This window comes from Bordetella genomosp. 7, assembly GCF_002261265.1.
Lineage (GTDB): Bacteria > Pseudomonadota > Gammaproteobacteria > Burkholderiales > Burkholderiaceae_B > Bordetella_A.
In genome coordinates this window covers 648,489-673,145 of sequence record NZ_NEVK01000004.1, presented here as the reverse complement: position 1 = coordinate 673,145, position 24,657 = coordinate 648,489, and the positions used below count along the sequence as shown (strand labels likewise).

Below are 24,657 nucleotides of genomic sequence, written 5' to 3'. Positions count from 1 at the left end.
CCGGGCGCCTGCGGCGGGAAGCCCCGGGCGCCTGCCCAAAGGGCCGTCAGCGCACTTTCGCGTAGGCTTGCGACAAGCCGCCGTGCAGGGCTTCGGCAAAATCGGCGCGCGTGGGGTCCAGGGCGGACATCAGGCGCGCCAGTACCACATTGTCTTCTTCGCCGTGCCACATCTTGATATAGGTGCCGGCCTGGTAACCGTTTTCCTGGCGGAAGATATTCAGTACGTTCTTGGAGACGTACTGATTGAAGGCTTCGTCCCAGGTGAGGCCGCAGCGCGCCATAGTGCATTCCAGCGTTTTGTAGCTGGCGCGTCCGCATACTGCCAGGCCGCCGATCAGCTCGAGCAATTGCGGCACATCGAGTGCTTCGAGCCTGTGCGGGTTGCCGTCGAGCACAATGGTGTCGGGGGCGGCCAGGTCGGCCACCAGCAGCAACGCCGCATCGGTTGCGCAGCCCTTGGCCGACACCAGTGTGTGAGACAGGTAAAAGTGCAGGATGTCGATGAGTTCCATCTGCACTTGCGGCAGGTCGGTGCTTTGCTTCTTCCACCATTTCCAGCCATAGTGTTCCAGCGCTTCTGCCGATTCCACGAAGGCGGCACGCAGGAATCGGGCGCCGCCGTCTATCCATTGTGGATTGATCAGGCTGTTGAGGCGGTCCTGCAGTTTCAGCATGGTTGCCGCTTGGGCTTCGGTCAGTCCGGCTGGGGTGTCGCTCACGAATGCTCCGCAATGTCAGTTGGCATGGCCGCCTTGGGCCCGGAATGTTAGCACCAGGCCGCGGCCCGGTCAGGCCCGCCCCTGGTCGCGCGGCGGCAGGGTGCTCAGCGGCGGCAAGGCAGGCAATGGCCGGCGGCGTTGTGCCGAACGCAGGCGGCTGCCGCCCTTGAGCAGCATGAACGCGCAGATTCCCAGGAACACTGCGGGAACCAGGTCGTCGAACTCCATCGGGTCGTACTCGAGCGCCAGCATGAGCAGCCGCACCGCGTGCCAGAGGGCAAAGGCGCCGGCGATGGTCAGGGCAAGCGCCACTCGTCGCTGCCCGGTGCGGGCGGCAAGGGTGGGGGGCGGCCTGCCGGCATCGCCCGGGGCCACGCCAGGCAGGGCGGCGGCGGGCGCCGGTGCGGACGGGGTGCCGTGAGACGTGGTGGCGCCGCGGCGGCCCCAGCCGCCCCTGTCGCTTGCTCGCGCCGGCTTCTGCAGCACCTGTCCGGGCGAGCCGGCCTGGCGATTCAGGGAGTCGATGTAGCGTACGTAATCGCCGTCTTCAGGTTCGCCATCGATGGCCATGGGTTCCGTTCCGAGTCAGTGGTATATCGCATGAGGCGCCACGACGTTGCAACAAACCGACGTGGCCGATGCGGTATCTTAACGCCTGCCATCGTGGCCGCGCCCGCCGGGATCGCCGGCCAGTCCATCAACAACCGCGCCACCTATCCCGACGACTATGGATTCTCTGACACAAGCGGTGCTGGGAGCCGGCATCCAGGGCAGCCTGATGGGCCGGTACCAGGGTCGCAAGGCCTTGCTGTACGGCGGCCTGCTTGCCACCTTGCCCGACCTGGATGTCCTGGTGAGCTACCCCGATCCGGTGTCGCTCATGACCTACCATCGCGGCTTTTCGCATTCCGTCTTCGTGCTGGGCGGCCTGGCTGCCGTGCTGGCATGGCTGATACGCAAGAAATGGCCGCATGCGCCCTACAGCGCCGGGCGCCTGTTCCTGACGCTGTTCCTGGTGCTGGTCACACACCCCGTCCTGGACGCGTTCACGGTGTATGGCACGCAGCTCTTCTGGCCGTGGCCCAGCGTGCCGGAAAGCTGGTCGGCGATGTTCATCATCGACCCGGTCTATACGGTGCCGTTGGCCCTGGCGGTATTGGCCGCTGCGATTTTCGGCTGCACGGGCGGGACGCGCCGCGCCCTGGCAATAGTGTTGATGCTGGGCACGGTGTACCTGGGCGCGGCCCTGGCAGGGCGCTGGCACGCAGAAGAGCGGGTCAGGCAGGCGCTGTTGCAGCAAGGCGTGCGCCCGACTGCCGTGCTGGCAACCCCCATGCCGTTCAATATTTTGTTGTGGCGCGTGCTGGCCAAAGACGGCCACGGTCAGTACTACGAAGCCGTAAGCGGCTGGCTCGACAGACATCCCCCCGAAATGCTGGCGCTGCCGCTGCACCTGGCGCAGCGGCCCATTCTGGACGGGGTGGCATTGCACGATCGCCTGCGCTGGTTCACGGACGATTGGCTGCGCTACGACGTGATCGGCGACGTCCTGGTGGTGACCGACCTGCGCATGGGTGTGGCCGGCTATTACACCTTTCGATTCGTGATGGCCGAGCGCGGCGCCGATGGGCGCTGGCATCCCGTGGTGCCGCGCCGGTGGCCGAGCGGGCGCGGCGGATGGCCGCAGATGCAGTTGCTGCTGGCGCGCATCTTCGACAGCAGCACGCCGTTGCCGCTGGCCGAATGGGCCGCCTACGCCGCGCGGGCGCTGCCGTAAACGCCGCGCACTACATCAGTATGCCGGGCTCGTGCTTGATGGTCTGCATCACGATGTGCGTATAGAACGCCTGGACGTTGTCGTCTCGTTCGAACAGCCGGTCGGCCAACGCCAGGTAATCGTCCATGTCGCGCATATGGGCGATCAATACGCAACTGACGTCGCCGGTGACCATATAGCATTGCGTGACGGTCGGTTCGATACGCACGCGCGCAAGAAAGTCCTGCCGGTGAACCGTGCCATGCCGCGCGAATTCCACGGTGACAATGGCGGTCAATCCATGAGCGACCCGGGCGGGGTCCACCACGGCCACGATGCGCCGAATGATGCCTTGCTTTTTTAGCCGGGCAACGCGCCGCAGGCAGGCCGAGGGCGACAGGCCCACGCGCGCTGCGAGCGCGGCGTTGGAAAGGTCGGCATCACGCTGCAGTTGCGCCAGGATGCGCACGTCCAGGTTGTCCAGGGTCATATTGGGTTTTCAGGCTAGCGGGGTCGCACGCCCGCCGGTGCGCGCGTGCATTGGGCGATTCGTGCAGTTTCAAGGCAACTTAGCACAATAATCGTGCGCGATACACAATAAAATGCGTCCTAATTTCGCGGCGGCTGCCTTATGCTGGTGCCCCGACTCTCATTGCATACTGGATGTTCCCCGTGCCGTATCTCGTCAACCTGTGGCGCCGCAGCCGGCGCTTGTTCCTGGTCCTGGTAAAGGTGATGCTGCCGGTCATGGCGCTGGTCCAGGTCATGCAGTGGCTGGGTTGGGTCGACGCTCTGGGTCGTGTCATCGCGCCCGCCATGGGGCTGCTGAATCTGCCGCCCGAGGCCGGCATGATCTGGGTGGCGGGCATGTGCGTGGGGGTGTATGGCGCCATTGCCGCCATGATCAGCCTGGCGCCGACACTGGATTTCACCGCTGCCCAGTTGAGCGCCTTGTGCGCCATGGTGCTGTTTGCGCACGGTCTGCCGGTGGAGCAGGCCATCGTGCGCCGCGCCGGCGCGAGCTTCTGGGCAACGGGCGCGCTACGCGTGGGGGCGGCCGTCCTGTATGCGGCCATCGTGGGGTGGGCCTGCAGTTGGGGCGGCTGGTTGCAAGACCCGGTTTCCCTGGGTTGGCTGCAGGGTTCGGCCCTGGAGGGGGAACCCGCCGGCAGCGGCCTGATGGCCTGGCTGCAGAGCACCGCCGTGTCGTTGCTGATTACATACGGAGTGATTGTCGCGCTGTTAGTACTGCTCGACATCTTCGACCGGACCGGGCTGACCCGTGCCATTACGGCCCTGTTGATGCCGTTGTTGCGCCTGTCGGGCCTGAACGCCCAGGTTGCTCCGGTGACCACCGTGGGCGTCCTCCTGGGCTTGAGCTACGGCGGCGCGCTCATCATTGAAGAGGCTGACAAGAACGAACTGTCGGCGCGCACGCGCTTTCTGGCGCTGGCCTGGATTTCGCTGTCGCACTCGCTTATCGAAGATACCGCGCTGCTGCTGACGCTGGGCGCGGATATCTGGATCATCCTGGTGGGGCGCGTGGCCCTGACCCTTGCCATCGTGGCGCTGCTGGCGCGGGTGATCAAGGGAGACGGGCCCGCCGATGCCCGGCTCAGCCCGGCCGCAGGCTGAATGCGCAAGCAGGCGCGCTCAGGGCAGGCGCGCCGCGATTTCCGCGATGAGCCTGCGCGCGGCCTCGAGCTTGGAGCCCGCCGGCAACGGGTGGGGGCCGTTGGCGTCGAACAGCACCAGTTCGGTGGTGTCTGCGTCCATGACCTTGTGGGCCAGGTTGCCCACCAACAGGGGGATGCCCTTGCGCAGGCGCTTGGCCTCGGCATGTTCTGCCAGTTTTTCGGTTTCGGCCGCAAAGCCTACGCACCATGGCCCATTGGGCAGCTTGGCGACTTCGGCCAGGATATCCGGGTTGGGCTCGAATTCGAGCACGGGCGCGCCGCCGCCTTCGGTGGTTTTCTTCAGTTTCTGATCGCTGACGTTTTTCACGCGCCAGTCGGCCACGGCTGCTACCGCGATAAATACGTCGGCGTCGTGCGCGTTGGCCATGACGGCGTCGTGCATCTGGCGCGCGGTGGTCACCGACAGCGCGGTAACGCCACGCGGGATGGGCAGGGCGGTCGCGCCGGTTACCAGCGTGACCCGCGCGCCGGCTTCGCGCGCGGCCCGCGCCAATGCGTAACCGGTCTTGCCCGACGAGCGGTTGCTCAGCACACGCACGGGGTCCACGGGTTCGGAAGTGGGCCCGGCGGTCAACAACAGGTGACGGCCGGCCAGCACCTTGGGTTGGAAAAAGGCAATCAGGTCGACCAGCAGTTCGTGCGCTTCAAGCATGCGGCCGTCGCCGGTTTCGCCACAGGCCTGCTCGCCGGACGCCGGCCCCAGCACGGTGATGCCGTCGGCCCGCAGTTGCGCCACATTGCGTTGAGTCGCGGGGTTGGCCCACATCTCGCGGTTCATGGCGGGAGCCACCAGCAGCGGGCAGGCGCGCGCCAGGCACAGCGTAGAGAGCAGGTCGTCGGCCATGCCGTACACCAGCTTGGCCATGAAGTCGGCGCTGGCCGGCGCCACGAGCACAGCGTCGGCGCCGCGGGTCAGTTCGATATGCGCCATGTTGTTGCCGATGCGCGCATCCCAGGCGTCGACATAGACCGGCCGTCCGGACAGGGCCTGCATGGTGACCGGCGTAATGAAATGGGTGGCGGCTTCTGTCATGACGACATCGACCACGGCCCCCTGTTCCGTCAGGCGCCTGACCAGCTCGGCGATCTTGTAGCAGGCGATGCCGCCAGTCAGGCCGAGGACGATGCGTTTGCGGGCAAGATCAAGCATGGAGGGCCGGCGAGCGAGCGCCGTCAGTCAGGGCGTGAAAGGAATGAAGTGATTTTAAGCGTTGCGGGAGCGGCGCGTGCGCAACAGTTCGTCCAGCACCAGCAGTACGGCGCCGCACGTGATGCTGATGTCCGCCACGTTGAACGCCGGGTAGTACCAGTCTTTCCAGTAGAAAAGCAGGAAATCGATGACGTGCCCGTAGGCCAGGCGGTCGATCACGTTGCCCAGCGCGCCGCCCAGAATCAGCGTCAGCGCCAGGCAGAAACGCGGCTGTTCACGGTGGCGCCGAAGCATCCAGACGATGATGACCGCGGCCACGATCCCCAGCGTCGTGAAGAACCAGCGTTGCCAGCCGCCTTCGGATGCCAGGAAACTGAAGGCCGCCCCGCGGTTGTACATCAACGTGAAGTCGAACACCGGCAGTACATTCAGGCGCTCGCCGTATTCGAAGGCCGCGTCGAAATACAGCTTGGTGACCTGGTCCAGGATGATTATCGCCGCCGCCAGCGCCAGCCAATGCCCGATACGGGGCGTACGGCTGGACGGGGCGGGGGCTTTGCCGGCTGCAGTGGCAGCCATGCGTCAGGCCTTCTCGCGCGGTTCGCCCGCGCCGAACAGGTTGCTGACACAACGGCCGCAGATCTCCGGATGGTCGGCATGGCTGCCCACATCCAGGCGCCAATGCCAGCAGCGCTCGCATTTCTGGTGCGCCGAGGGCGCGATTTCGATGCGCAGCTCGCCCTCGCCCGCATGTACGGTTGCGCGCGAGACAATCAGGACGAAACGCAGGTCGTCGCCCAGACTTTGCAGCAATTCAAGATCGGCGCCATGGGCATACATGTCGACTTCGGCCTGCAGCGACGAACCGATGCCGCCGGCGGTACGCACTTCTTCGAGCTTGCGCTGGACCTCGGCACGGATCGTGCGCAGGCGCGCCCACTTCTGCAGCAAGGCGTCGCTGTCGGCGTCCGGCGGCAAGGTGTGATAAACCTCGGTGAAAATGGTGACACGCCCCGCATCTGCCTGGTTGCGCAAGGCAGAGTCGGCCAGCACCTTCCAGGCTTCTTCGGCGGTGAACGACAGGATAGGCGCCATCAGCTTGAGCAGCGCCTGCGTGATCTCGGCCAGGGCTGTCTGTGCCGAGCGCCGTGCGCGGCTGTCGGCGGCCGTGGTGTACAGCCGGTCTTTGAGGATATCCAGGTAGAACGCGCCCAGGTCTTCCGAACAGAAAGTCTGCAGGCGCGCCACCGCAGGGTGGAAGTCGTAGCGTTCGCAATGCGCCACGACTTCGGCCTGCATCTGCGCCGTCATTGCAAGCGCGTACCGGTCGATTTCCAGCAGCTCGCCATAAGGCACCGCCTGGCCCACGGCGTCGAAGTCGGCCAGGTTGGCCAGCAGGAAGCGCAGCGTGTTGCGGATGCGCCGATAGCCTTCGACCACCCGCTTGAGGATCTCGTCGGAAATGGAGAGCTCGCCGGAATAGTCGGTGGATGCCACCCACAGGCGCAGGATCTCGGCGCCCAGCGAGTCGGAAACCTTTTGCGGGGCAATCACATTGCCCACCGACTTGCTCATTTTGCGGCCCTGGCCATCGACGACGAACCCGTGCGTCAGCAAGCCTTTGTAGGGGGGCTGCCCATACAGCATGCAGCCGGTCAGCAACGACGAATGGAACCAGCCGCGGTGCTGGTCCGAGCCTTCCAGGTAAAGGTCGGCCGGCCACGCCAGTTCGGCGCCGTGCGAGCCGCCCAGTACCTGGTCTTTGCCGCCCAGCACGGTGGCGTGGGTAGTTCCGGAATCGAACCACACATCGAGCGTGTCGCGGTTCTTTTCGTATTGATCGGCCTCGTCGCCCAGCAATTCGCGGGGGTCCAGCGCCTGCCAGGCTTCGATGCCGTGCTTTTCGACGCGCTGGGCCACCTGTTCGAGCAGTTCGGGCGTGCGGGGGTGCAGCGCGCCCGTTTCCTTGTGCACGAAGAAGGCCATCGGCACGCCCCACTGGCGTTGCCGCGACAGCGTCCAGTCGGGGCGGTTTGCGATCATGGCGTGCAGCCGCGCGCGTCCCCAGGCGGGGTAGAACGCCGTGGCCTCGATGCCGGCCAGGGCCGTCTCACGCAGCGTGGGGCCGCCGTCGGCGGGCTTGACGTCCATGCCGGCAAACCACTGGCTGGTGGCGCGGAAGATCACCGGCGTCTTGTGGCGCCAGCAGTGCATATAGCTGTGGGGCAGCTTCTGTACATGCATGAGCGAGCCGGCCGCCTTCAGGGCGTCGACGATGCGAGGATTGGCGTCCCAGATCGACAGCCCGCCGAACAACGGCAAGCTTTCCGCATATTTGCCATCGCCCAGCACGGGATTGAGGATGTCGTCGTCGGCCAGGCCATGCGCCTTGCAGGATACGAAGTCCTCGATACCGTAGGCGGGCGCGGAATGCACGACGCCGGTGCCGGTATCCAGCGTGACATAGTCCCCCACGTAAACAGGCGAGCTGCGGTCATAGCCGGCGTCGGCCTGGGCCAGCGGATGATGAAAGCGCAGGCCCGCCAGCGCCGCCCCGGTAGCCGTGGCGATCACTTCGCCCTGCAGGCCCCAGGCCTGCAGGCAGGGCTCGACACGTTCGCGCGCCAGCAGCAAAAGCGGGCCATGCGCGGGAACCGGCGTGACGCGGACCAGCGCGTAGTCGATTTCCGGATGCACGTTCAAGGCCTGGTTGGCGGGGATGGTCCAGGGGGTGGTCGTCCAGATCACTACCGCGCCATCGTCTACCGAAGGCAGGCCGAACGCCTGGGCCAGCGCCGGTTTGTCGGCGAACGGAAAGGCCACGTCGATGGCAGGGTCGACGCGGTCCGCGTATTCGACCTCTGCCTCTGCCAGCGCCGAGCCGCAATCAAAACACCAGTTCACCGGCTTCAGCCCGCGGAACAGGTACCCCTTTTGCAGGATGTTGCCCAGCGCGCGGATTTCATTGGCCTCGTTGGCGTGGTTCATGGTCAGGTACGGGCGGTCCCATTCGCCCAATACGCCGAGCCGCTTGAAGTCCTTGCGCTGCCGGTCGATCTGCTCAAGCGCATAGGCGCGCGCCTTGGCCTGCACCTCGGTCACGGGCAGATGCTTGCCGTATTTTTTTTCGATCTGGATCTCGATCGGCATGCCGTGGCAGTCCCAACCGGGCACGTAGTGCGCATCGTAGCCCGCCATGTTGCGGCTCTTGACGATGATGTCCTTCAGGATCTTGTTGACCGCGTGGCCGATGTGGATATCGCCGTTCGCATAGGGCGGCCCGTCATGCAGAACAAAGCGAGGGCGCCCGCGGCTGGCCGCTCGGATGGCCTGGTAGACGTGGTTTTCTTCCCACTGGGCAACCCAGGCGGGTTCGCGCTTGGCGAGATCCCCCCGCATGGGAAAAGGGGTGTCGGGCAGGTTGAGGGTTTTTTTATAGTCCATGAACGGCAAAATAGGCGCGCGCATTTCGCGCGTCTTCGGCGATGGCGGCAGTCAGGGAAGGGAGATCAGGAAATTTTTCTTCGTCCCGCAGTTTGTGCAGGAACTCGACTCGCACGAGTTTACCGTATGCGTCGGCCCCGCCATCGAGCAGGTGTGCCTCGAGCAGCACCCGCCCGCCATCTTCGACCGTGGGGCGCACGCCCAGGCTGGCGACTGCCGGCCGGGCCTGGTCGCCCAGCCCGTGCACGCGCACGACATAGATGCCCGACCGTGCGGCGCAACGGGCGGCCACGCGCAGGTTCAGGGTGGGAAAGCCCAGGGTGCGGCCCAGTTTCTGGCCGTGGACGACATGGCCGCTGATCTGGAACGGCCGGCCCAGCAGGTCCTGGGCGCGGGCGATGTCGCCCACCGCCAGCGCGGTGCGTACCTCCGAGCTGGACACGCGATGGCCATGGTCGTCTGTCACGTCAGCCAGCGTCTGCACCTCGAAGCCATGCACCATGCCGGCCTCGCGCAACAGGTCGATGTCGCCGCTGCGCTTGCGGCCGAAGCGGAAATCTTCGCCCACCAGGAGCCACCGCGTGCACAGCCGGTTTACCAGCAGGTCTTCAATGAATGCGTTGGCCGACATATCGGCCAGCCGGGCGTCGAAGCGTTCGATCAGCACCTGCTGCATGCCGTGGCATGCCAGCGCTTCGAGCTTGTCGCGCAGCCCGGAAATGCGGGTGGGAGCGAGTTCGGGGCGCTGGTTCAGCCGGGCGAAATACTCGCGGGGATGCGGCTCGAACGTCATGACGCCTGGCACCAGGCCGCGCTCGAGGGCCACCTGCCTGACGCGCGCCAGGATGGCCTGGTGGCCGCGATGGACGCCATCGAAATTGCCGATGGTCAGGGCGCATGGCGCGCGCCGCGAGGCGGGCGGCGCGGATCGGTAGAAGTGCAGCGAGGTTTTCACGACCGAGAGTTTACAATTTTGGGTTGGCGTGCCTTCGGAATCTTTTATCTTGCCTGAATCTTCACCCATGACGTCCCGGCGCCGGCTGGTCATCCTGATATCCGGACGGGGCAGCAATATGCAAGCCCTGGTGCAGGCCTGCCGTGACCAGGCATGGCCGGCCGAGGTCTGCGCGGTCATCGCCAGCCGGCCCGACGCACAGGGGCTGGAATGGGCCCGCGAGCAGGGTATTGCCACCGGTGCACTGCACCACAAGGATTTTCCCTCGCGCGAAGCCTTCGACACCGCGCTCGCCGCGGAAATCGACCGGTACCGGCCCGATTATGTTGTGCTCGCCGGTTTCATGCGGGTGCTGACGCCGGCGTTCGTCAACCACTACGCCGGGCGGCTGGTAAATATCCATCCTTCGCTGTTGCCCATGTTCCCGGGCTTGCATACCCACGCCCAGGCGCTGGCAACGGGCGTGCGCCTGCACGGGTGTACCGTCCACTTTGTCACGCCGGTACTGGATCACGGGCCCATCATCGCCCAGGGTTGCGTGCCGGTGCTGGCCGGCGATACGCCCGATGCCCTTGCACAGCGCGTACTCGAGGTTGAACACCGTGTGTATCCGGCGGCGGTGCGCTGGCTCGCCGAGGGGCGGGTGCGCCTGACGGCCGACCAGCGGGTGGAAGTCGAGGGCGAGCCGCCTCGCTTGTTCACAGGAAGCGGGATGGGCTGACCGCCCGATGCCTTATCCTTCAGTGTTATGACCGGCCCGCATGTTTCGTTCGGGCCCCACTGGAATCACCATGACCAAGAATTCTGTTTCCCGGCAGCCCGCCACTTCGCGCCCCGCGCGAGGCGGACAGCGCCGCGCGCCGGCCGGCCGGGGGGCAAACCCCGCTGCCATCCATCCGCGCACCCCGCTGGCCGCCATCCGTATCGATCAGGTGCAGCGTGTGCTGGGCGAACTCCTGCAATGGCGCTATCCCGCCGACGCGGTGCTGTCGCACTGGTTCCGCGCGCATCCCGCCCTGGGCGGACGCGACCGCGCCGAAGTCGCCGAAGCGGTCTTCAATGTGCTGCGCAACCTGCGCAAATATCGGCAGCTGGCTGAAAGCGGCAGCGGGGCGGCATCCCGGCGGCTGGCCATTCTGGGCCTGGCGGCCACGTTGGGCACAGGCGCACTGCGGGACGGGCTGGGGGCCGAAGAAGATCAATGGCTGCAGCGCGTCGGCCGCATCGATCCGGCGACGCTGCCGCGTGCCGTACGCGCCAGCATGCCCGACTGGCTGGACGAACGGCTGGGCCAGCTGGACGATGCCGAAGGCCTGATGGCCGCGCTCAATGTGCCCGCGCCCCTGGATCTGCGCGTGAACCCCTTGAAAGCCGAACGCGACGCCGCGCTGGCTGCGCTGATCGACAGCCCTGCGGGCCGTTACGATCCCCGTCCCACGCCGCATTCCCCCTGGGGCATTCGCCTGGCCGGCCGTCCGGCGGTCAACCGCTGGCCGCAGTTCGAAAATGGCAGTATCGAAGTCCAGGACGAGGGCAGCCAGCTTCTGGCGCTTCTGGTTGGCCCGCGCCGCGGCGAGATGATCATCGATTTCTGCGCGGGCGCGGGCGGCAAAACCCTGCTGCTGGGGGCGCTGATGCGCTCTACCGGCCGCTTGTATGCGTTCGATGTGTCGGCGGCGCGCCTGGCCCGCGCCAAGCCGCGGTTCGCCCGCAGCGGCCTGTCCAACGTGGTCCCGGTGGCCATCGACAGCGAAAACGATGCGCGCGTCAAGCGCCTGGCGGGCAAGGCGCAACGTGTGCTGGTCGACGCGCCGTGCAGCGGCATCGGCACGCTGCGGCGCAACCCCGACCTGAAATGGCGACAACACCCCGAGGCGCTGGCCGAACTATGTACGTTGCAGGCTCGCATCCTGGCCAGCGCGGCGCGTTGCGTAGCTCCTGGCGGGCGGTTGGTATACGCCACCTGCAGCCTGCTGCCCGAAGAAAATGAAGCCCAGGCTGCGCAGTTCCTGGCCGCCCATCCCGGGTTCGAGCTGATCGATGGCGCGGCGCTGCTGCAGGCGCGGTGCCCCGATCTGGCTATCTCCGGTCCGTACGTGCGGCTGCGCCCCGACCTGCATGGCACCGACGGCTTCTTTGCCGCGGTTTTCGAACGCAAGAAAGTGGGTGCCGGGCAGGATGCCGGCGCGGCCGTGGTGTCGGATGCCGCTGCCGCCGAAACGACGGATCCCGCCACGTCTGCGTAGCGGGCCCGCTACCTGGGTCGGGCGGGCGCGGGGCGCGGCATGACACGTATGGCGGCGTCGATCTCTCTGGGGGCGGCGCCGCGCGCCTGGTACGTGACTTCCCATGCCATCGTGTCGCTGCCCGGTTGCAGCGCCTGGTAGCGGATCTGCACGGCAGGTACCGCCATGGTCCCGCAGCGGCCTCCCGTCTGTACGACTTGCCGTTGGAGTTTTACAACGGTCGCGCGCCCCAGGCGCGGTTTTTCCCCCAGTCGCACCCGGGGGGCGGCCAGTGCCTGGCAGCTTCCCCGGTCGATCTCGTAATACGTGCCCAAGGGCAGTTCCTGGCCCTGCGTAACCGCAGTGTTCAGGTCCGCCGCTTGCGTCGCTGTAACGCACAGACATAACAAGAAAAGGGGTCGCATGGCGCGGACAGTGTGCAGCAGTATTATCGAAGAGTGCAAGGCTTAGTCCTTGATTTGTCATTGAAAACTATTTTGAAAACCGGCTGTCCTAAGCCAACCAGGTAGGCTAAACTCCCTGGCATTCTTTTCTGCGAGGGTCGCAAAAAGCTTTATGGATCAATTCCTTTCCTTTCTTTCCGGGGGCTTAGCCCAAGCCACGTGGTGGCAGATCGTCCTGTACACGTTGGCCCTGACCCATGTCACCATCGTGTCGGTCACGATCTTCCTGCACCGCAGCCAGGCGCACCGCGGCCTTGATCTGCATCCGGCAGTCATGCACTTCTTCCGGTTCTGGCTCTGGCTGACCACCGGCATGGTCACGAAGGAATGGGTTGCCATCCATCGCAAGCACCACGCCAAATGCGAGAAAGAAGGCGACCCGCATTCGCCCATGCTGTTCGGCGTCTGGAAGGTGCTGTTTCGTGGCGCCGAGCTGTACCGCCTGGAATCCAATAATAAAGAAACCATGGCCAAGTTCGGCCACGGCACGCCCGACGACTGGCTCGAGCGCAACCTGTATTCCAAGCACAGCCTGATGGGCGTGCTGATCATGCTGGGCATCGACGTCGCGCTGTTCGGCGCCGTCGGCCTGACGGTGTGGGCCGTGCAGATGGCCTGGATCCCCTTCTGGGCGGCTGGCGTGGTCAACGGCATCGGCCATTATTGGGGCTACCGCAACTACAACAGCCCCGATACCAGCACCAACGTGTTTCCGTGGGGCATCGTGATCGGCGGCGAAGAGCTGCACAACAACCACCATGCGCACGGCACTTCGGCCAAGTTCTCGGCCAAGTGGTACGAATTCGACATCGGCTGGTGCTATATCAGCGTGCTCAAATTCTTCGGCCTGGCCAAGGTCAAGAAGGTTGCGCCCAAGCTCAAGCTCGAATCCAGCGCCAAGGCCATCGACCTGCGCACGCTGCAAGGCGTCATCACGCACCGCTACGAAGTCATGGCGCGCTATGCCGACATCGTCAAGACCGCTGTGCGCGAAGAGCTTGCCAAGCGCCAGTCGGCCCAGGATGAATCCGTCTCGCGCCTGCAACGCGTGCGCCGCTGGCTGCATCGCAACGAAGAAGTGCTGCAACCCGAGCAGCGTGCCGAGGTCGACCAGGCCATCGCACAGAACACGGCCCTGGCAACGCTGGTGCAGATGCGCCGCGAACTCGGCCGCCTGTGGGAAAGTTCCAGTGCCAGCAGCGAACAACTGCTGCACGACCTGCAGGCCTGGTGCCAACGCGCCCAGCAAAGCGGCATCGCCGGGCTCGAGCAATTCGCGCATCGCCTGAGCCGCTACGCGGCATGATGCTAGAGAAGCTCAATCCTGAACAACGTGCCGCCGTAACGCTCGAACCGCAGCATGCCCTGGTCCTGGCCGGGGCGGGCAGCGGCAAGACCCGGGTGCTCACCACCCGCATGGCCTGGCTGATTCAAACCGGCCAGGCCAGTCCTTTTGGGCTGCTGGCGGTCACGTTCACCAACAAGGCTGCGCGCGAGATGGTTGCTCGCATGTCGGCCATTTTGCCGATCGACACGCGCGGCCTCTGGATCGGTACATTCCACGGCCTGTGCAACCGCCTGCTGCGTGCGCACCACCGCGACGCCGGACTGCCGCAAACGTTCCAGATCCTCGACACGGCAGATCAACTGGCTGCAATCAAGCGCCTGCTCAAGGCCAATGGCCTGGACGACGACAAATATCCGCCGCGGGACGTGCAGCGCTTCATCAACGGCGCCAAAGAAGACGGCCAGCGCCCGGCGGATGTGCAGGCCTACGACAGCCACCAGCGCAGGCTGGTCGAAATCTATCAACTGTACGAAGCCCAGTGCCAGCGCGAGGGCGTGGTGGATTTCGCCGAGCTGCTGTTGCGCGCGTACGAATTGCTCAGCCGCAATGCCCCCGTGCGCGAACACTATCAGCGGCGCTTTCGCCACATCCTGGTCGACGAGTTCCAGGACACCAATACGCTGCAATACCAGTGGCTGAAGCTGCTGGCCGGCGGCGGCGCCGCCATCTTTGCCGTGGGCGACGACGACCAATCCATCTACGCATTCCGTGGCGCCAATGTCGGCAACATGGCCGACTTCGAGCGCGACTACGCGCGCGGCACCGTCATCCGCCTGGAGCAGAACTATCGCTCGTACGGGCATATCCTGGATTCCGCCAATGCGCTCATCGGCCATAACAGTGGCCGCCTGGGCAAGAACCTCTGGACGGAACAGGGAGAAGGCGAGCCGGTGCGCGTGGTCGAGCAGCCCACAGACGGCCTCGAGGCGCAGTGGGTCGTCGACGAAGTGCGGTCACTTATCAACGAAGGCAGCCTGCGACGCGAAATCGCCGTGCTGTACCGCAGTAACGCGCAATCGCGCGTGCTGGAGCACGCGCTGTTCTCTGCCGGCATCCCGTACAAGGTGTATGGCGGGTTGCGCTTTTTCGAGCGTCAGGAAATCAAGCACGCACTGGCCTACCTGCGTCTGATGGCCAACCCCCATGACGACACGTCTTGGATGCGGGTCGTCAATTTTCCTACGCGCGGCATCGGAGCGCGCACGCTCGAATTGCTGGCCGATGCGGCGCGCGCGCAAGATTCCAGCCTGTTCGGGGCCGTGGCCCGAGTGCCGGGCAAAGGCGGCGCCAACCTGGCGCAATTCGCCCAGTTGATCGGACGCCTGGCGCACGAAACACAAGACCTTCCGCTGCCCGAGCTGGTCGGCCACATGCTCGAGGCGAGCGGGCTGATCGCTCACTACAAGACCGAGCGCGAGGGTGCCGAGCGCCTTGAAAACCTTAACGAACTGGTCACCGCGGCGGCCGTATTCGCCTCGGAAGAGAACTACGAGGGGCTGCCGGCGGGGCGTGTGCCCGACCTGGGGCCGGATGTGCCTTCAGATGGCCTGACGCCCCTGGCGGCCTTCCTGACCCACGCGGCGCTCGAGGCCGGCGACAACCAGGCACAGGCCGGTCAGGACGCTGTCCAGCTCATGACCGTCCATGCAGCCAAGGGGCTGGAATTCGACGCGGTGTTCATCACCGGCCTCGAAGAGGGCCTGTTTCCGCACGAAAACAGCATTCTCGAGCCCGCCGGCCTTGAGGAAGAGCGGCGCCTGATGTACGTGGCGATCACCCGTGCCCGCCAGCGCCTGTATCTCAGCCTGGCCCAGAGCCGCATGTTGCACGGCCAGACACGCTATGCAATGCGCTCGCGCTTTCTGGACGAAATCCCCGAGCAGCACTTGAAATGGCTGACGCCCCGCATGGGGTCGATACCCGCGCAGAGCGGCTTTGGCGATTCAGGCTGGGCGAGCCGCGGCGACGCTTTCGGCCGCCGGTCTACCGGCACGATCTCGCCTCGCCAGCCCAGGGGAGTCACCAGCGGGGTCACCGTCGGCGACAGGCAGTATCGTATCGGGCAGGGGGTGCGGCATGCGCGCTTTGGCGACGGCACCATCATCGGCTTGAGCGGCGCGGGCCAGGACGCCCAGGCTCAGATCCAGTTTCGCGACGTGGGCGCCAAGACTTTGGCGCTGGGCATCGCCAAACTGGACATCATCCAGGGGTAGGCACATGGGCAGCAGCGACGACACCCAAACCGAATTGGCGGCTCTGCGCGCCGAAGTAGACGAGATCGATCAACAGATCATGCTGCTGTTGGGCGTGCGGTTTCGCTGCACCGACATGATCGCCGAGCTCAAGCAGGCGGGCGGGCTGGATCCCTTTGATCAAGAGCGCGCTCAACAGCAGCTCGAGCGTATCCGCGATGTTGCCATCGACGCCGGCGTGCCTCCTGATCTTGCCGTGACGATCCTGCGTGCCATTATCGATGTGGTCGTGGCCGATCATCGCCAGCAGCGCGATCGCCCGTACTCGTAACGCGGCCCGCATGGCGCAGTGCCGGGACAGGCCCTGCGCCATGGCTGGGGGCGATCAGTTGCCGGACGAGGCGGCCAGTTCATCCAGTGATGTCTGGACTTGCAGCCATTCTTCTTCAAGCACATCCAGGCGCTTGGCCAGTTCGCCATGTTCGGCCATCACCTGCTGCCGCTCGACGCGGCGGGCGTCCGAATAAAGATCGGGGTCCGCGATCAGCGCGTCCAGTGCGTGCAACCGTTGGCGCAACTGGTCCATTTCGCGTTCTACTTTGTCCAGCTGCGTCTGTAGCGGCTTGCGCAGCGACGCCAGTTTCTGGCGTTGTTCCGCTTCGAGGCGGCGCTGGGTCTTGCGGTCGGGCGCAGCATTGTCCGGATCGCGGGCCGCGGTTTCTGCGCGCGCCTCGGCCCGCATCGCGGCGTTGCGTTGGTTCAGCCAGTCACGATAGTCTTCCAGGTCGCCATCGAACTCGCGCACCTGGCCATCGGCCACAATCCAGAAGCTGTCGACAGTGGTGCGCAGCAGATGGCGGTCGTGCGACACCAGCAACATGCTGCCGGAAAACTCGGCCAGGGCCGTGGCCAGGGCCTCGCGTGTTTCGACGTCCAGGTGGTTGCTGGGTTCGTCCAGCAGCAGCAGGTTGGGTTTCTGCCAGACAATCAATGCCAGTGCCAGCCGCGCCTTTTCGCCGCCGGACATCGGGCCCACCAGGCCGGTGGCCGCGTCGCCCGAAAAGCCGAATCCGCCCAGGTAATTGCGCAGTTCCTGTTCGCGCGCATCGGGCGCCAGGCGTGCCAGGTGCGCCAGTGGGGTGGCCTGCAGATCCAGCATGTCGAGCTGGTGCTGGTGGAAATAGCCAATCGCCAGGCCCCGCGACGCTCGTCGCTGGCCGGCCTGCACCGGCAGCTCTTCAGCCAGGGTCTTGATCAGGGTGCTCTTGCCTGCCCCGTTGGCGCCGAGTATGCCGATGCGGCTGCCGGCGCGCACCATCAGGGTGACGTCGCGCAGAATGGGCACCTGCGTTCCGGATGCATCGGTATAGCCCGCGGCCAGATTTTCCAGCGCCAGCAGCGGGTCTGGCATATGGTCGGGCGACGGGATGCGTATATCGATGCCTGCCTCGGCATGTACCGGCGCCAATGCTTCCATGCGCGCCAATGCCTTGACGCGGCTTTGGGCCTGCTTGGCCTTGGAAGCCTTGGCTTTGAAGCGGTCGATGAAGCTCTGCAGGCGGGCAGCTTCGCGCGCCTGGCGCTCATGCGCAAGCCCGGTCTGGCGTAGCCTTTCGGCGCGCTGGGTCAGGAAGTCCTGGTAACCGCCGCGATAGCGGATCAGTTTGCCGTGGTCGAAATGCAGGATGACGCGCGCGACCGCATCCAGGAATTCGGTGTCGTGCGAAATCAGCAGCACCGTGCCGGAATAGGCGGCCAGCCACTTCTCCAGCCACAACATCGCGTCCAGGTCCAGGTGGTTGGTGGGCTCGTCCAGCAACAGCAGTTCGGAAGGCGCCATCAGCGCCCGCGCAAGCGCCAGACGCATGCGCCATCCGCCCGAAAAACTGGCCACAGGCCTGAGCCATTCGTCCGGAGCAAACCCCAACCCAGCCAGCAGCTGCTCGGCGCGCGAATTGGCGCTCCAGGCACCTGCTTCGGACAGTGCGGCCTCGAGTTCGCCGATGCGCGTGCCCTGGTCGTCCGGCACGGCCGCGCGTTGCGCCTGCAGATCGCGCAGGTGCGTGTCGCCGTCGATGACGAATTCCCGCGCCGGGCGATCATCGGCGGCGATTTCCTGTTGCACGCTCGCAATGCGCCAGCCGGCCGGCACGTCCAGTGTGCCGGCGTCCGGATCCAGGCTGCCGGTAAGTAAGGCGAATAACGATGATTTGCCGGCGCCGTTCTTGCCAACGAACCCCACGCGCTCGCCCGGGTTCACCACGAAATCTGCGCCTTCGAGCAGCACCTTGGTGCCGCGACGCAAGGTCAATCCTGTAGCGCGTATCACGGCGTGGCCGTATGCGGGGCGAGCTGGTCGCGTGCGAGCAGCAAGATTTGGTCGCTGGCCGCTTCGGTGTCCAGCCACACGGGCTGCAGCTGCGGAAAAGCCGCGTCAAAGTGTTCGCGCTCATGCCCGATTTCGAGCACCAGCACGCCTTGCGGCGCCAGGTAACGCGGCGCGGCAGCCAGAATGCTGCGCACCAGATCCATGCCATCCACGCCTCCGGCCAGCGCCAGGCTGGGCTCGTGGCGATATTCCTGGGGCAGGGCGGCCATCGAGCCGCTGTTTACATATGGCGGGTTGCAGACGATCACGTCATAGGCGCGTTGCGGCAGTTCGTCGAACAGGTTGCTGCGATACAGGGTAAGGCGGTCCTGCAGGCCGTAGTCGTCGACGTTGCGGCGCGCCACCTCCAGCGCGTCTGCCGAAACGTCCACGGCATCGACATGCGCATCGGGAAACGCCAGCGCAGCCAGGATCGCCAGGCAGCCCGAGCCCGTGCACATGTCCAGTGCCGTGCCTACCGCGTCAGGCTCGACCCAGGGCGCCAGGCCTTGCTCCAGCAGTTCTGCAATAGGCGAGCGCGGCACGATGACGCGCGGGTCGACATAAAACCGATGTCCGCACAGCCAGGCCTCCTGGGTGAGATAGGCCGCCGGCATGCGCCCGGTTACGCGCCGTTCCAGCAGGTCGAGCACGCGCGCGCGTTCGTCGGGCAGCACCCTGGCGTCGATGAACGGGTCCAGCGTGTCCAGTGGCAGGTGCAGGGCATGCAAGACCAGGTAGACAGCCTCGTCCCAGGCGTTGTCGCTGCCGTGGCCCAGCGCGACGCCGGCCTCGCGCAGGCGCGAGACGCCGTAGCGGATCAGGTCGCGCAGTGTCTGCAATTCGGGGTGAGAAGCAGGTGGCATGAATTCCTAGCGGGGCAGCAACAGATTTTCCAGCGTGCGCCGGTAAATGTTCTTCAGGGGTTCGAGCGCGTCGAGCGCGATGCGCTCGTTGACCTTGTGGATCGTGGCGTTGACCGGACCGAACTCGATGACCTGCGGGCAGATCTTGGCGATGAAGCGGCCGTCGGATGTGCCGCCCGTGGTGGACAGTTCGGCCGCCGCCCCTGTTTCGGCGCGTATGGCTTCGACCAGCGCGTCGGTAAGCGTGCCGCGGGGTGTCAGGAAGGGCTCGCCACCCAGTTCCCATTGCAGTTCGTATTCCAGGCCGTGCTTGTCCAGCATCGCGTGGACGCGCTGCTTCAGGCCGTCCGGCGTGCTGGCCGTCGAGAACCGGAAGTTGAACAGCACGACCGCCTCGCCAGGCACGACATTGGTGGCGCCCGTTCCGGCCCGCAAATTGGATACCTGGAACGTGGTGGGTGGAAAGTACTCGTTGCCGCGGTCCCATTCCGTGGCCGCCAGTTCCGCCAGGGCGGGGGCCAGCTGGTGTACCGGGTTGCGCGCCAGGTGGGGATAAGCCACGTGACCCTGAATACCCTTGACGGTGAGCCGGCCCGACAGTGAGCCGCGCCGCCCGTTCTTGCAGGTATCTCCGAGCACGTCCACCGACGTGGGTTCGCCCACGATGCAGTAATCGATCTGTTCGCCGCGCGCCTGCAGTTCGTTGCAGACGATGACGGTGCCATCCACCGCGGGGCCTTCCTCATCCGAGGTGAGCAGCAGCCCGATCGAGCCGGCGTGGCCGGCATGGGCGGCCACGAATTCCTCGGCCGCCACCACGAAGGCGGCAATCGAGCTTTTCATGTCGGCCGCCCCGCGTCCATACAGGTGGCCGTCGCGTTCGGTCGGCACGAACGGGTCGCTATCCCATTTTTCGCGCGGGCCGGGCGGCACCACGTCGGTGTGACCGGCGAACACCACCAGGGGGCCGGCGCTGCCGCGCCGTGCCCAAAGGTTGGTGACCCCGCCGCGGGCGATGGTCTCGCAGCGAAAGCCTGCCTGCTCCAGGCGCTGCGCGAGCAGCACCTGGCAGTCGACGTCATCCGGCGTGACCGAAGGGCGGGCGATCAGCTCGCGCACCAGCGCGAGTACGGCGCTGTTGGCGGTCATCAGGCCCTCAGCAGGTCGTTGATGCTGGTCTTGGCGCGGGTCTGCGCATCGACGCGCTTGACGATCACCGCGCAAGCCAGGCTGTGCGAGCCGTCTTCGGCCGGCAGCGAACCGGGCACCACGACCGAGCCGGACGGTATGCGGCCGTACGTGACCTTGCCCGTGGCGCGGTCGTAGATCTTGGTGCTTTGCGACAGGTACACGCCCATGGCCAGCACCGAGTTTTCTTCAACGACGACGCCTTCCACGACTTCCGAGCGCGCGCCGATGAAGCAGTTGTCTTCGATGATGGTGGGGTTGGCTTGCAGGGGCTCGAGTACGCCGCCGATGCCCACGCCGCCGGACAAGTGCACGTTCTTGCCAATCTGCGCGCACGAGCCCACCGTGGCCCAGGTGTCGACCATGGTGCCTTCATCGACATAGGCGCCGATGTTCACATACGACGGCATCAGCACGACGTTGCGGCCAATGAAGGCGCCCCGGCGCGCTACGGCGGGTGGTACAACGCGGTAGCCGCCATGCTGGAATGCGGTGTCGCCGAATTCAGCGAACTTCAGCGGCACTTTGTCGTAGAACTGCATGGGCGACTGGCCCATGATGGCATTGTCGTACAGGCGGAACGACAGCAGCACGGCTTTCTTGATCCATTGGTGCACGATCCAGCCCGCCTCGGTTTTCTCGGCCACGCGCAGGCGGCCCAGATCCAGCGCGGCGATGGTCTGGTCGACGGCTTCGCGCACTTCGGCGGTGGCGTCGACGGGCGACAGGCTGGTACGGTTTTCCCAGGCGTTTTCGATGGTGGTCTGAAGATCGAGAGTCATAACGGCTCAGCTACGTAAAAAGGGTTGATCAAAGCGTGGTGCGAACAAACTGGGCAATGCGGCCCGCGGCCTCGACGCATTGTGCCAGGGGCGCTACCAGGGCGATGCGGATGCGGCCATGGCCGGGGTTGACCCCGTGCGCTTCGCGGGCCAGGTAGCTGCCCGGCAGCACGGTAACGCCGGTGCGTGCGTAAAGATCGCGTGCGAATGCCGTGTCCGACCCGGCCACCGGCAGCCACAGGTAGAAAGATGCCTGCGGATGCCGGGCATCGAGCGCGGGCTGCAGCAGCGGCACGACGGCGGCAAATTTTTCGCGATATTGGGCGCGATTGTCGCGCACATGGGTTTCATCGTTCCAGGCCGCGACGCTGGCGGCCGAGACAACCGGGCTCATGGCGCTGCCATGATAGGTCCGGTACAGCAGGAAGCGGTCCAGCAGGCGCGCATCGCCTGCAACAAAGCCCGAGCGCAGTCCCGGCACGTTCGAACGCTTGGACAGGCTCGAGAACACCACCAGATTCTTGTAGTCGTCGCGCCCGAGCCTGCGAGCCGCCTGCAAGGCGCCCAGCGGCGCGTCGCCCTCCTCGAAGTAGATCTCCGAATAGCACTCGTCTGACGCAATGGCGAAACCATAGCGGTCCGACAAGTCGAACAGGATGCGCCAGTCTTCCAGCGGCATGACGTTGCCTGCGGGGTTGCCCGGCGTGCAGACGAACACCAGCTGCGTGCGCCGCCATGTCGCCTCGCGCACGCCCAGCCAGTCGCAGCCAAAGTTGCGCGACGGGTCGGCATTGACGTAGTAGGGCTGTGCGCCAGCCAGCAAGGCCGCGCCTTCGTAGATCTGGTAGAAGGGGTTGGGGCACACCACCAGCGGCTGTTGTGCTGCGTCCAGCACCGTCTGTGCGAACGAAAACAAGGCTTCGCGCGAACCGAGCACCGGCAGCACCTGGGTGTCAGGGTTGGGAGCAGGAATGCTGTAGCGGCGCGCCAGCCACTGGGAAATGGCCGCGCGCAGCGCGGGGTCGCCCTTGGTGGCCGGGTACACCGACAAGCCCCCGAGATTGTTGCAAAGCGCCTGCCCTACGCAGGCAGGGGCGGCGTGCTTGGGCTCGCCTATCGACAGGTCGATGGGAGCAATATCGGCCGGCGGGGGGCCGGCCGATTCAAGCAGCGCCCGCAATTTCGTGAAGGGATAAGAGTGCAGGGCATCAAGGCGCGAGTTCATGACGCAAGATTTTAGCAAGCAAGCTACAATACCGGGCTTGGCTTTGCGAAGGTGGCGAAATTGGTAGACGCACCAGGTTTAGGTCCTGACGCCGTAACAGGTGTGCGGGTTCGAGTCCCGCCCTTCGCACCAACTCATTTCGCCGCAGCCTGAACGGGCGGCGGCTGGGGCCGGGTCGGCCCCATCAGCAAGAGTCACCGTGCAACACTACGAAGACCTTTTCTGGGCCATGGCGGCCATCGTGGCCGCGTCATTGGCCGGCGGCGCGCTGCTGGGCCGTTGCGCGACCGTGGCGCGCAGCCTGGCGGGCGTCGCGGCGATATCGGCCCTGGTGGTGGTGCTGGTGGTTGTGCTTGCCGGCCGCGCCGGGCTCGGCGATATCGTCACCTTGCTGGCCGTTGCAGCCTTCATGTTTTCACTGGTCATCGGCACGGCCGCCACACTGGTGTCGCGCAAGGTGTGGCGCCTGCGCAGGGTCAGGCGCCTGCCGCCCGGCAGCGCCTGACACCGCGGCGCGCTCAGTCGTCGTCTTCCGGCTCCTCGTCGTCTTCATCCTGCTGGTCCAGCGCATCGTGTCCTTTCCACGTCAAGCGCCAATGCGGTTGGCTTGCCTGGCCGTTTTGCGCGACCATGGAGATGAGCCCCGCGTCCGCAAGGATGTCCAGATGGTGCACCATCACGGCAGTGGCCGGCGCGTCCGGCATGCTGGCCGCCACGGCCGCCTCGATATCCTGCTGCGACAGCGACGCCGCATCGGCATTGCGCAGTTCACTCAAAATCGTTACCACCAGATCAAAATCACGCTGCATGGGCCGCTCCCGGACAAGACCAGATCACACCATACCAGCACTTGTGTGGTGCGTGCGACAGTTTCCGATGCGGCTGGTATAGTCGCGGCCCGGCGCACACCTACGGATGCATAAGCCATGGATATAACCAGTCGTCAAGTTGCAACAATCGCGCACGGCGTGCACCTCGAGACCACGCTCGACGGCGAGCGTATCGACGCTTACGTCGTCATTGGCGCGCCCGACCTCGAAATGGTGGCCGATATCGTGCCGCGCGACAAAGCCGAGGCCGGTGCCGATATCCATGTGGCTGCGGTCGATGCGGTAGATACCGCGCAAGAGCAGGTGGACCAGGTGCTCGAAAACGTCAATCCGGCAGATGTGGTTGTGTTCCTGTGCGCGGATGAAGACGCATACAACGCGGCGCTGGATCTCCTGGGCGTTCCCCTCGACTAGCGCGCGCTGGCGCGCGATTGCGGCCCGGCGCCACAGGCTTGCCCGGCCTTCGCGCGACGCGCGCGGACCGCTCGGACGCGGATTGGTTCCAATATCACCCGTGTGCCGTTTCGCTTTGTTGCATTATTGGCACGTATTTTTGAGGATTATGTTGACTTGTGAGGGGAACCTAACGATAGTGTCGGGACACGATCTCAAGCGTTGCGATTTTCGTTCAGTGCAGTGCCTTTTCCGGCCAGCGTTATTGTTCTACTGTCCCCTCCTTGTTGATTCGTGACCCCCGGGCATTTGCCCATTATCTCTAGGAAATACAGTATGGAAACCGGCGTTGTTAAGTGGTTCAACTCGGAAAAGGGCTACGGCTTCATTACCCCGGAAGCGGGCGGCAAGGATTTGTTCGCGCACTTCTCGGAAATCCAGGCCAACGGCTTCAAGTCCCTGGAAGAAAACCAACGCGTCAGCTTCGTGACCGCTAACGGCCCCAAGGGTCCGCAAGCCACGAAAATCCAGGTGATCTAAGCTCCTGGCACTAAAAAAGCCCCTTCGGGGGCTTTTTTATTGGTGCGCCATCCAGTCGGTCTGTCCGGCGCCGGGGCAGACGCGCGCGTTCATCCCGGGCGCGCTCGTGTACGGGCGTTGACGCGTTTCCGGGTTCCCCCATACACTGGCTGAGCGAGATTCTCAAGCGACGTGGTCGCCGCTCCAGTCGCCGTACACGGTAGCCAGTTGCCCATCCCATCCTTGAAGATCTGGCGTCCCGCGAGCAATCGCTATTCCGAAGGTGAAGGGCACATCCATGGCAACAGGCATCGTCAAGTGGTTCAACGCTGAAAAGGGTTACGGGTTCATTACTCCCGACGACGGCAGTAAAGACCTTTTCGCGCATTACTCGGAAATCAGCAGCGAAGGCTACAAGTCGCTGCAGGAAAACCAGCGAGTGACGTTCGAAGTCGGGCAAGGGCCGAAGGGCCCTAGCGCCAAGAACATCAAAGTCACCAGCTGACCGCTGCGGCGCTGTCCGCAGGGGTATCG

Annotated in this window: 25 protein-coding genes and 1 tRNA gene; 12 read left to right on the top strand and 14 right to left on the bottom strand. The window is 65.2% G+C overall.

All coding sequences use genetic code 11. The features are described from left to right. Positions 1-46: 46 nt before the first annotated feature. Complete coding sequence (locus CAL19_RS10320; RefSeq protein WP_026641178.1) at positions 47-721, bottom strand: dUTP diphosphatase; 675 nt, start codon at positions 719-721, stop codon at positions 47-49. A 69-nt stretch (positions 722-790) separates the two neighbouring features. Further along, positions 791-1,291: a hypothetical protein gene (locus CAL19_RS10315; protein ID WP_094796709.1), complete on the bottom strand. Its 501-nt coding sequence runs from the start codon at positions 1,289-1,291 to the stop codon at positions 791-793. A 157-nt stretch (positions 1,292-1,448) separates the two neighbouring features. Here CAL19_RS10315 and CAL19_RS10310 point away from each other — a divergent pair, with 157 nt between their 5' ends. Next, the gene (locus tag CAL19_RS10310) at positions 1,449-2,498 is read left to right on the top strand and encodes a metal-dependent hydrolase (RefSeq protein WP_094796708.1); all 1,050 of its coding nucleotides are present in this window, start codon (positions 1,449-1,451) and stop codon (positions 2,496-2,498) included. Positions 2,499-2,508: 10 nt separating this feature from the next. On the opposite strand, the gene CAL19_RS10305 is transcribed toward CAL19_RS10310, so the two are convergent. Continuing rightward, complete coding sequence (locus CAL19_RS10305; protein ID WP_026641175.1) at positions 2,509-2,967, bottom strand: Lrp/AsnC family transcriptional regulator; 459 nt, start codon at positions 2,965-2,967, stop codon at positions 2,509-2,511. A gap of 173 nt (positions 2,968-3,140) precedes the next feature. Between CAL19_RS10305 and CAL19_RS10300 the strand changes: the two genes are divergently transcribed. Next, positions 3,141-4,112 (top strand): hypothetical protein, encoded by a 972-nt coding sequence (locus CAL19_RS10300; protein WP_094796707.1) that lies wholly within the window; start codon positions 3,141-3,143, stop codon positions 4,110-4,112. An 18-nt stretch (positions 4,113-4,130) separates the two neighbouring features. Here CAL19_RS10300 and coaBC read toward each other — a convergent pair whose 3' ends face one another. The 4 genes from coaBC to CAL19_RS10280 are packed head-to-tail and all read right to left on the bottom strand — an operon-like array spanning position 4,131 to position 9,723. Continuing rightward, a complete protein-coding gene (gene coaBC, locus CAL19_RS10295; protein WP_026641173.1) occupies positions 4,131-5,324 on the bottom strand; it encodes a bifunctional phosphopantothenoylcysteine decarboxylase/phosphopantothenate--cysteine ligase CoaBC in 1,194 nt (397 codons plus the stop codon). Between the two features lie 54 nt (positions 5,325-5,378). Next, positions 5,379-5,903: a signal peptidase II gene (lspA, locus tag CAL19_RS10290; protein ID WP_051423900.1), complete on the bottom strand. Its 525-nt coding sequence runs from the start codon at positions 5,901-5,903 to the stop codon at positions 5,379-5,381. 3 nt (positions 5,904-5,906) lie between these two features. Further along, entirely contained in the window at positions 5,907-8,768 is a 2,862-nt protein-coding gene (ileS, locus tag CAL19_RS10285) for an isoleucine--tRNA ligase (RefSeq protein ID WP_094796706.1), read from the bottom strand. Then, positions 8,758-9,723, bottom strand: a complete 966-nt coding sequence (locus CAL19_RS10280; protein WP_094796765.1) for a bifunctional riboflavin kinase/FAD synthetase — start codon at positions 9,721-9,723, stop codon at positions 8,758-8,760. The genes ileS and CAL19_RS10280 overlap by 11 nt, the downstream gene beginning before the upstream one ends. A 67-nt stretch (positions 9,724-9,790) precedes the next feature. On the opposite strand from CAL19_RS10280, the gene purN reads away from it, so the two are divergent. After that, positions 9,791-10,444, top strand: a complete 654-nt coding sequence (gene purN, locus CAL19_RS10275; protein WP_094796705.1) for a phosphoribosylglycinamide formyltransferase — start codon at positions 9,791-9,793, stop codon at positions 10,442-10,444. Between the two features lie 220 nt (positions 10,445-10,664). Further along, positions 10,665-11,969, top strand: a complete 1,305-nt coding sequence (locus CAL19_RS10270; RefSeq protein WP_094796766.1) for an RsmB/NOP family class I SAM-dependent RNA methyltransferase — start codon at positions 10,665-10,667, stop codon at positions 11,967-11,969. Between the two features lie 8 nt (positions 11,970-11,977). On the opposite strand, the gene CAL19_RS19810 is transcribed toward CAL19_RS10270, so the two are convergent. Next, positions 11,978-12,136 (bottom strand): hypothetical protein, encoded by a 159-nt coding sequence (locus CAL19_RS19810; protein ID WP_155807786.1) that lies wholly within the window; start codon positions 12,134-12,136, stop codon positions 11,978-11,980. Positions 12,137-12,524: 388 nt separating this feature from the next. On the opposite strand from CAL19_RS19810, the gene CAL19_RS10260 reads away from it, so the two are divergent. From CAL19_RS10260 to CAL19_RS10250, 3 genes are read left to right on the top strand one after another with little or no spacing between them, the layout of a single operon-like run. After that, the gene (locus CAL19_RS10260; RefSeq protein WP_094796703.1) at positions 12,525-13,718 is read left to right on the top strand and encodes a DesA family fatty acid desaturase; all 1,194 of its coding nucleotides are present in this window, start codon (positions 12,525-12,527) and stop codon (positions 13,716-13,718) included. Further along, positions 13,715-15,973 carry a UvrD-helicase domain-containing protein gene (locus CAL19_RS10255; protein WP_094796702.1) on the top strand — a complete coding sequence of 753 codons (2,259 nt, stop codon included), beginning with the start codon at positions 13,715-13,717 and terminating at the stop codon, positions 15,971-15,973. Before CAL19_RS10260 ends, CAL19_RS10255 begins: the two co-directional genes overlap by 4 nt. A 4-nt stretch (positions 15,974-15,977) precedes the next feature. Beyond that, the gene (locus CAL19_RS10250; RefSeq protein ID WP_026641165.1) at positions 15,978-16,283 is read left to right on the top strand and encodes a chorismate mutase; all 306 of its coding nucleotides are present in this window, start codon (positions 15,978-15,980) and stop codon (positions 16,281-16,283) included. A gap of 54 nt (positions 16,284-16,337) precedes the next feature. Here CAL19_RS10250 and CAL19_RS10245 read toward each other — a convergent pair whose 3' ends face one another. From CAL19_RS10245 to dapC, 5 genes are read right to left on the bottom strand one after another with little or no spacing between them, the layout of a single operon-like run. Continuing rightward, entirely contained in the window at positions 16,338-18,281 is a 1,944-nt protein-coding gene (locus CAL19_RS10245; RefSeq protein ID WP_094796701.1) for an ABC-F family ATP-binding cassette domain-containing protein, read from the bottom strand. Beyond that, positions 18,278-19,186 carry a 50S ribosomal protein L3 N(5)-glutamine methyltransferase gene (gene prmB / locus CAL19_RS10240; RefSeq protein ID WP_094796700.1) on the bottom strand — a complete coding sequence of 303 codons (909 nt, stop codon included), beginning with the start codon at positions 19,184-19,186 and terminating at the stop codon, positions 18,278-18,280. Before prmB ends, CAL19_RS10245 begins: the two co-directional genes overlap by 4 nt. Positions 19,187-19,192: 6 nt before the next feature. After that, positions 19,193-20,335 carry a succinyl-diaminopimelate desuccinylase gene (gene dapE / locus CAL19_RS10235; protein WP_026641162.1) on the bottom strand — a complete coding sequence of 381 codons (1,143 nt, stop codon included), beginning with the start codon at positions 20,333-20,335 and terminating at the stop codon, positions 19,193-19,195. Continuing rightward, positions 20,335-21,156, bottom strand: coding sequence for a 2,3,4,5-tetrahydropyridine-2,6-dicarboxylate N-succinyltransferase (gene dapD, locus CAL19_RS10230; protein WP_026641161.1), 822 nt, complete (start codon positions 21,154-21,156; stop codon positions 20,335-20,337). The genes dapE and dapD overlap by 1 nt, the downstream gene beginning before the upstream one ends. 28 nt (positions 21,157-21,184) lie before the next feature. Next, on the bottom strand, positions 21,185-22,381 hold the full coding sequence (dapC, locus tag CAL19_RS10225; protein WP_170940302.1) for a succinyldiaminopimelate transaminase: 1,197 nt from the start codon (positions 22,379-22,381) through the stop codon (positions 21,185-21,187). 45 nt (positions 22,382-22,426) lie between these two features. On the opposite strand from dapC, the gene CAL19_RS10220 reads away from it, so the two are divergent. Together CAL19_RS10220 and CAL19_RS10215 are read left to right on the top strand one after the other, a co-directional pair. Then, positions 22,427-22,513 (top strand) — tRNA-Leu (locus CAL19_RS10220). A gap of 67 nt (positions 22,514-22,580) precedes the next feature. Then, the gene (locus CAL19_RS10215; RefSeq protein ID WP_419670170.1) at positions 22,581-22,886 is read left to right on the top strand and encodes a hypothetical protein; all 306 of its coding nucleotides are present in this window, start codon (positions 22,581-22,583) and stop codon (positions 22,884-22,886) included. 13 nt (positions 22,887-22,899) lie between these two features. Here the strand turns inward: CAL19_RS10215 and CAL19_RS10210 are convergent, their stop codons facing one another. After that, positions 22,900-23,190, bottom strand: coding sequence for a DUF2513 domain-containing protein (locus tag CAL19_RS10210; RefSeq protein ID WP_026638136.1), 291 nt, complete (start codon positions 23,188-23,190; stop codon positions 22,900-22,902). Between the two features lie 117 nt (positions 23,191-23,307). Between CAL19_RS10210 and CAL19_RS10205 the strand changes: the two genes are divergently transcribed. The 3 genes from CAL19_RS10205 (at position 23,308) to CAL19_RS10195 (ending at position 24,628) form a co-directional block, all read left to right on the top strand. After that, positions 23,308-23,625: a hypothetical protein gene (locus CAL19_RS10205; RefSeq protein ID WP_026638135.1), complete on the top strand. Its 318-nt coding sequence runs from the start codon at positions 23,308-23,310 to the stop codon at positions 23,623-23,625. Between the two features lie 315 nt (positions 23,626-23,940). After that, the gene (locus CAL19_RS10200; RefSeq protein ID WP_026638134.1) at positions 23,941-24,144 is read left to right on the top strand and encodes a cold-shock protein; all 204 of its coding nucleotides are present in this window, start codon (positions 23,941-23,943) and stop codon (positions 24,142-24,144) included. 277 nt (positions 24,145-24,421) lie between these two features. Further along, positions 24,422-24,628, top strand: a complete 207-nt coding sequence (locus tag CAL19_RS10195; RefSeq protein ID WP_026638133.1) for a cold-shock protein — start codon at positions 24,422-24,424, stop codon at positions 24,626-24,628. Positions 24,629-24,657: the final 29 nt, after the last annotated feature.

Bases quoted from the DNA above. Each gene is read 5' to 3' on its own strand.
- CAL19_RS10315 (WP_094796709.1), bottom strand. From the start codon at position 1,291: ATGGCCATCGATGGCGAACCTGAAGACGGCGATTACGTACGCTACATC.
- CAL19_RS10310 (WP_094796708.1), top strand. From the start codon at position 1,449: ATGGATTCTCTGACACAAGCGGTGCTGGGAGCCGGCATCCAGGGCAGC.
- CAL19_RS10305 (WP_026641175.1), bottom strand. From the start codon at position 2,967: ATGACCCTGGACAACCTGGACGTGCGCATCCTGGCGCAACTGCAGCGT.
- CAL19_RS10300 (WP_094796707.1), top strand. From the start codon at position 3,141: ATGTTCCCCGTGCCGTATCTCGTCAACCTGTGGCGCCGCAGCCGGCGC.
- coaBC (WP_026641173.1), bottom strand. From the start codon at position 5,324: ATGCTTGATCTTGCCCGCAAACGCATCGTCCTCGGCCTGACTGGCGGC.
- lspA (WP_051423900.1), bottom strand. From the start codon at position 5,903: ATGGCTGCCACTGCAGCCGGCAAAGCCCCCGCCCCGTCCAGCCGTACG.
- ileS (WP_094796706.1), bottom strand. From the start codon at position 8,768: ATGGACTATAAAAAAACCCTCAACCTGCCCGACACCCCTTTTCCCATG.
- purN (WP_094796705.1), top strand. From the start codon at position 9,791: ATGACGTCCCGGCGCCGGCTGGTCATCCTGATATCCGGACGGGGCAGC.
- CAL19_RS19810 (WP_155807786.1), bottom strand. From the start codon at position 12,136: ATGGCGGTACCTGCCGTGCAGATCCGCTACCAGGCGCTGCAACCGGGC.
- CAL19_RS10260 (WP_094796703.1), top strand. From the start codon at position 12,525: ATGGATCAATTCCTTTCCTTTCTTTCCGGGGGCTTAGCCCAAGCCACG.
- CAL19_RS10255 (WP_094796702.1), top strand. From the start codon at position 13,715: ATGATGCTAGAGAAGCTCAATCCTGAACAACGTGCCGCCGTAACGCTC.
- CAL19_RS10250 (WP_026641165.1), top strand. From the start codon at position 15,978: ATGGGCAGCAGCGACGACACCCAAACCGAATTGGCGGCTCTGCGCGCC.
- prmB (WP_094796700.1), bottom strand. From the start codon at position 19,186: ATGCCACCTGCTTCTCACCCCGAATTGCAGACACTGCGCGACCTGATC.
- dapE (WP_026641162.1), bottom strand. From the start codon at position 20,335: ATGACCGCCAACAGCGCCGTACTCGCGCTGGTGCGCGAGCTGATCGCC.
- dapD (WP_026641161.1), bottom strand. From the start codon at position 21,156: ATGACTCTCGATCTTCAGACCACCATCGAAAACGCCTGGGAAAACCGT.
- dapC (WP_170940302.1), bottom strand. From the start codon at position 22,381: ATGAACTCGCGCCTTGATGCCCTGCACTCTTATCCCTTCACGAAATTG.
- CAL19_RS10210 (WP_026638136.1), bottom strand. From the start codon at position 23,190: ATGCAGCGTGATTTTGATCTGGTGGTAACGATTTTGAGTGAACTGCGC.
- CAL19_RS10205 (WP_026638135.1), top strand. From the start codon at position 23,308: ATGGATATAACCAGTCGTCAAGTTGCAACAATCGCGCACGGCGTGCAC.
- CAL19_RS10200 (WP_026638134.1), top strand. From the start codon at position 23,941: ATGGAAACCGGCGTTGTTAAGTGGTTCAACTCGGAAAAGGGCTACGGC.
- CAL19_RS10195 (WP_026638133.1), top strand. From the start codon at position 24,422: ATGGCAACAGGCATCGTCAAGTGGTTCAACGCTGAAAAGGGTTACGGG.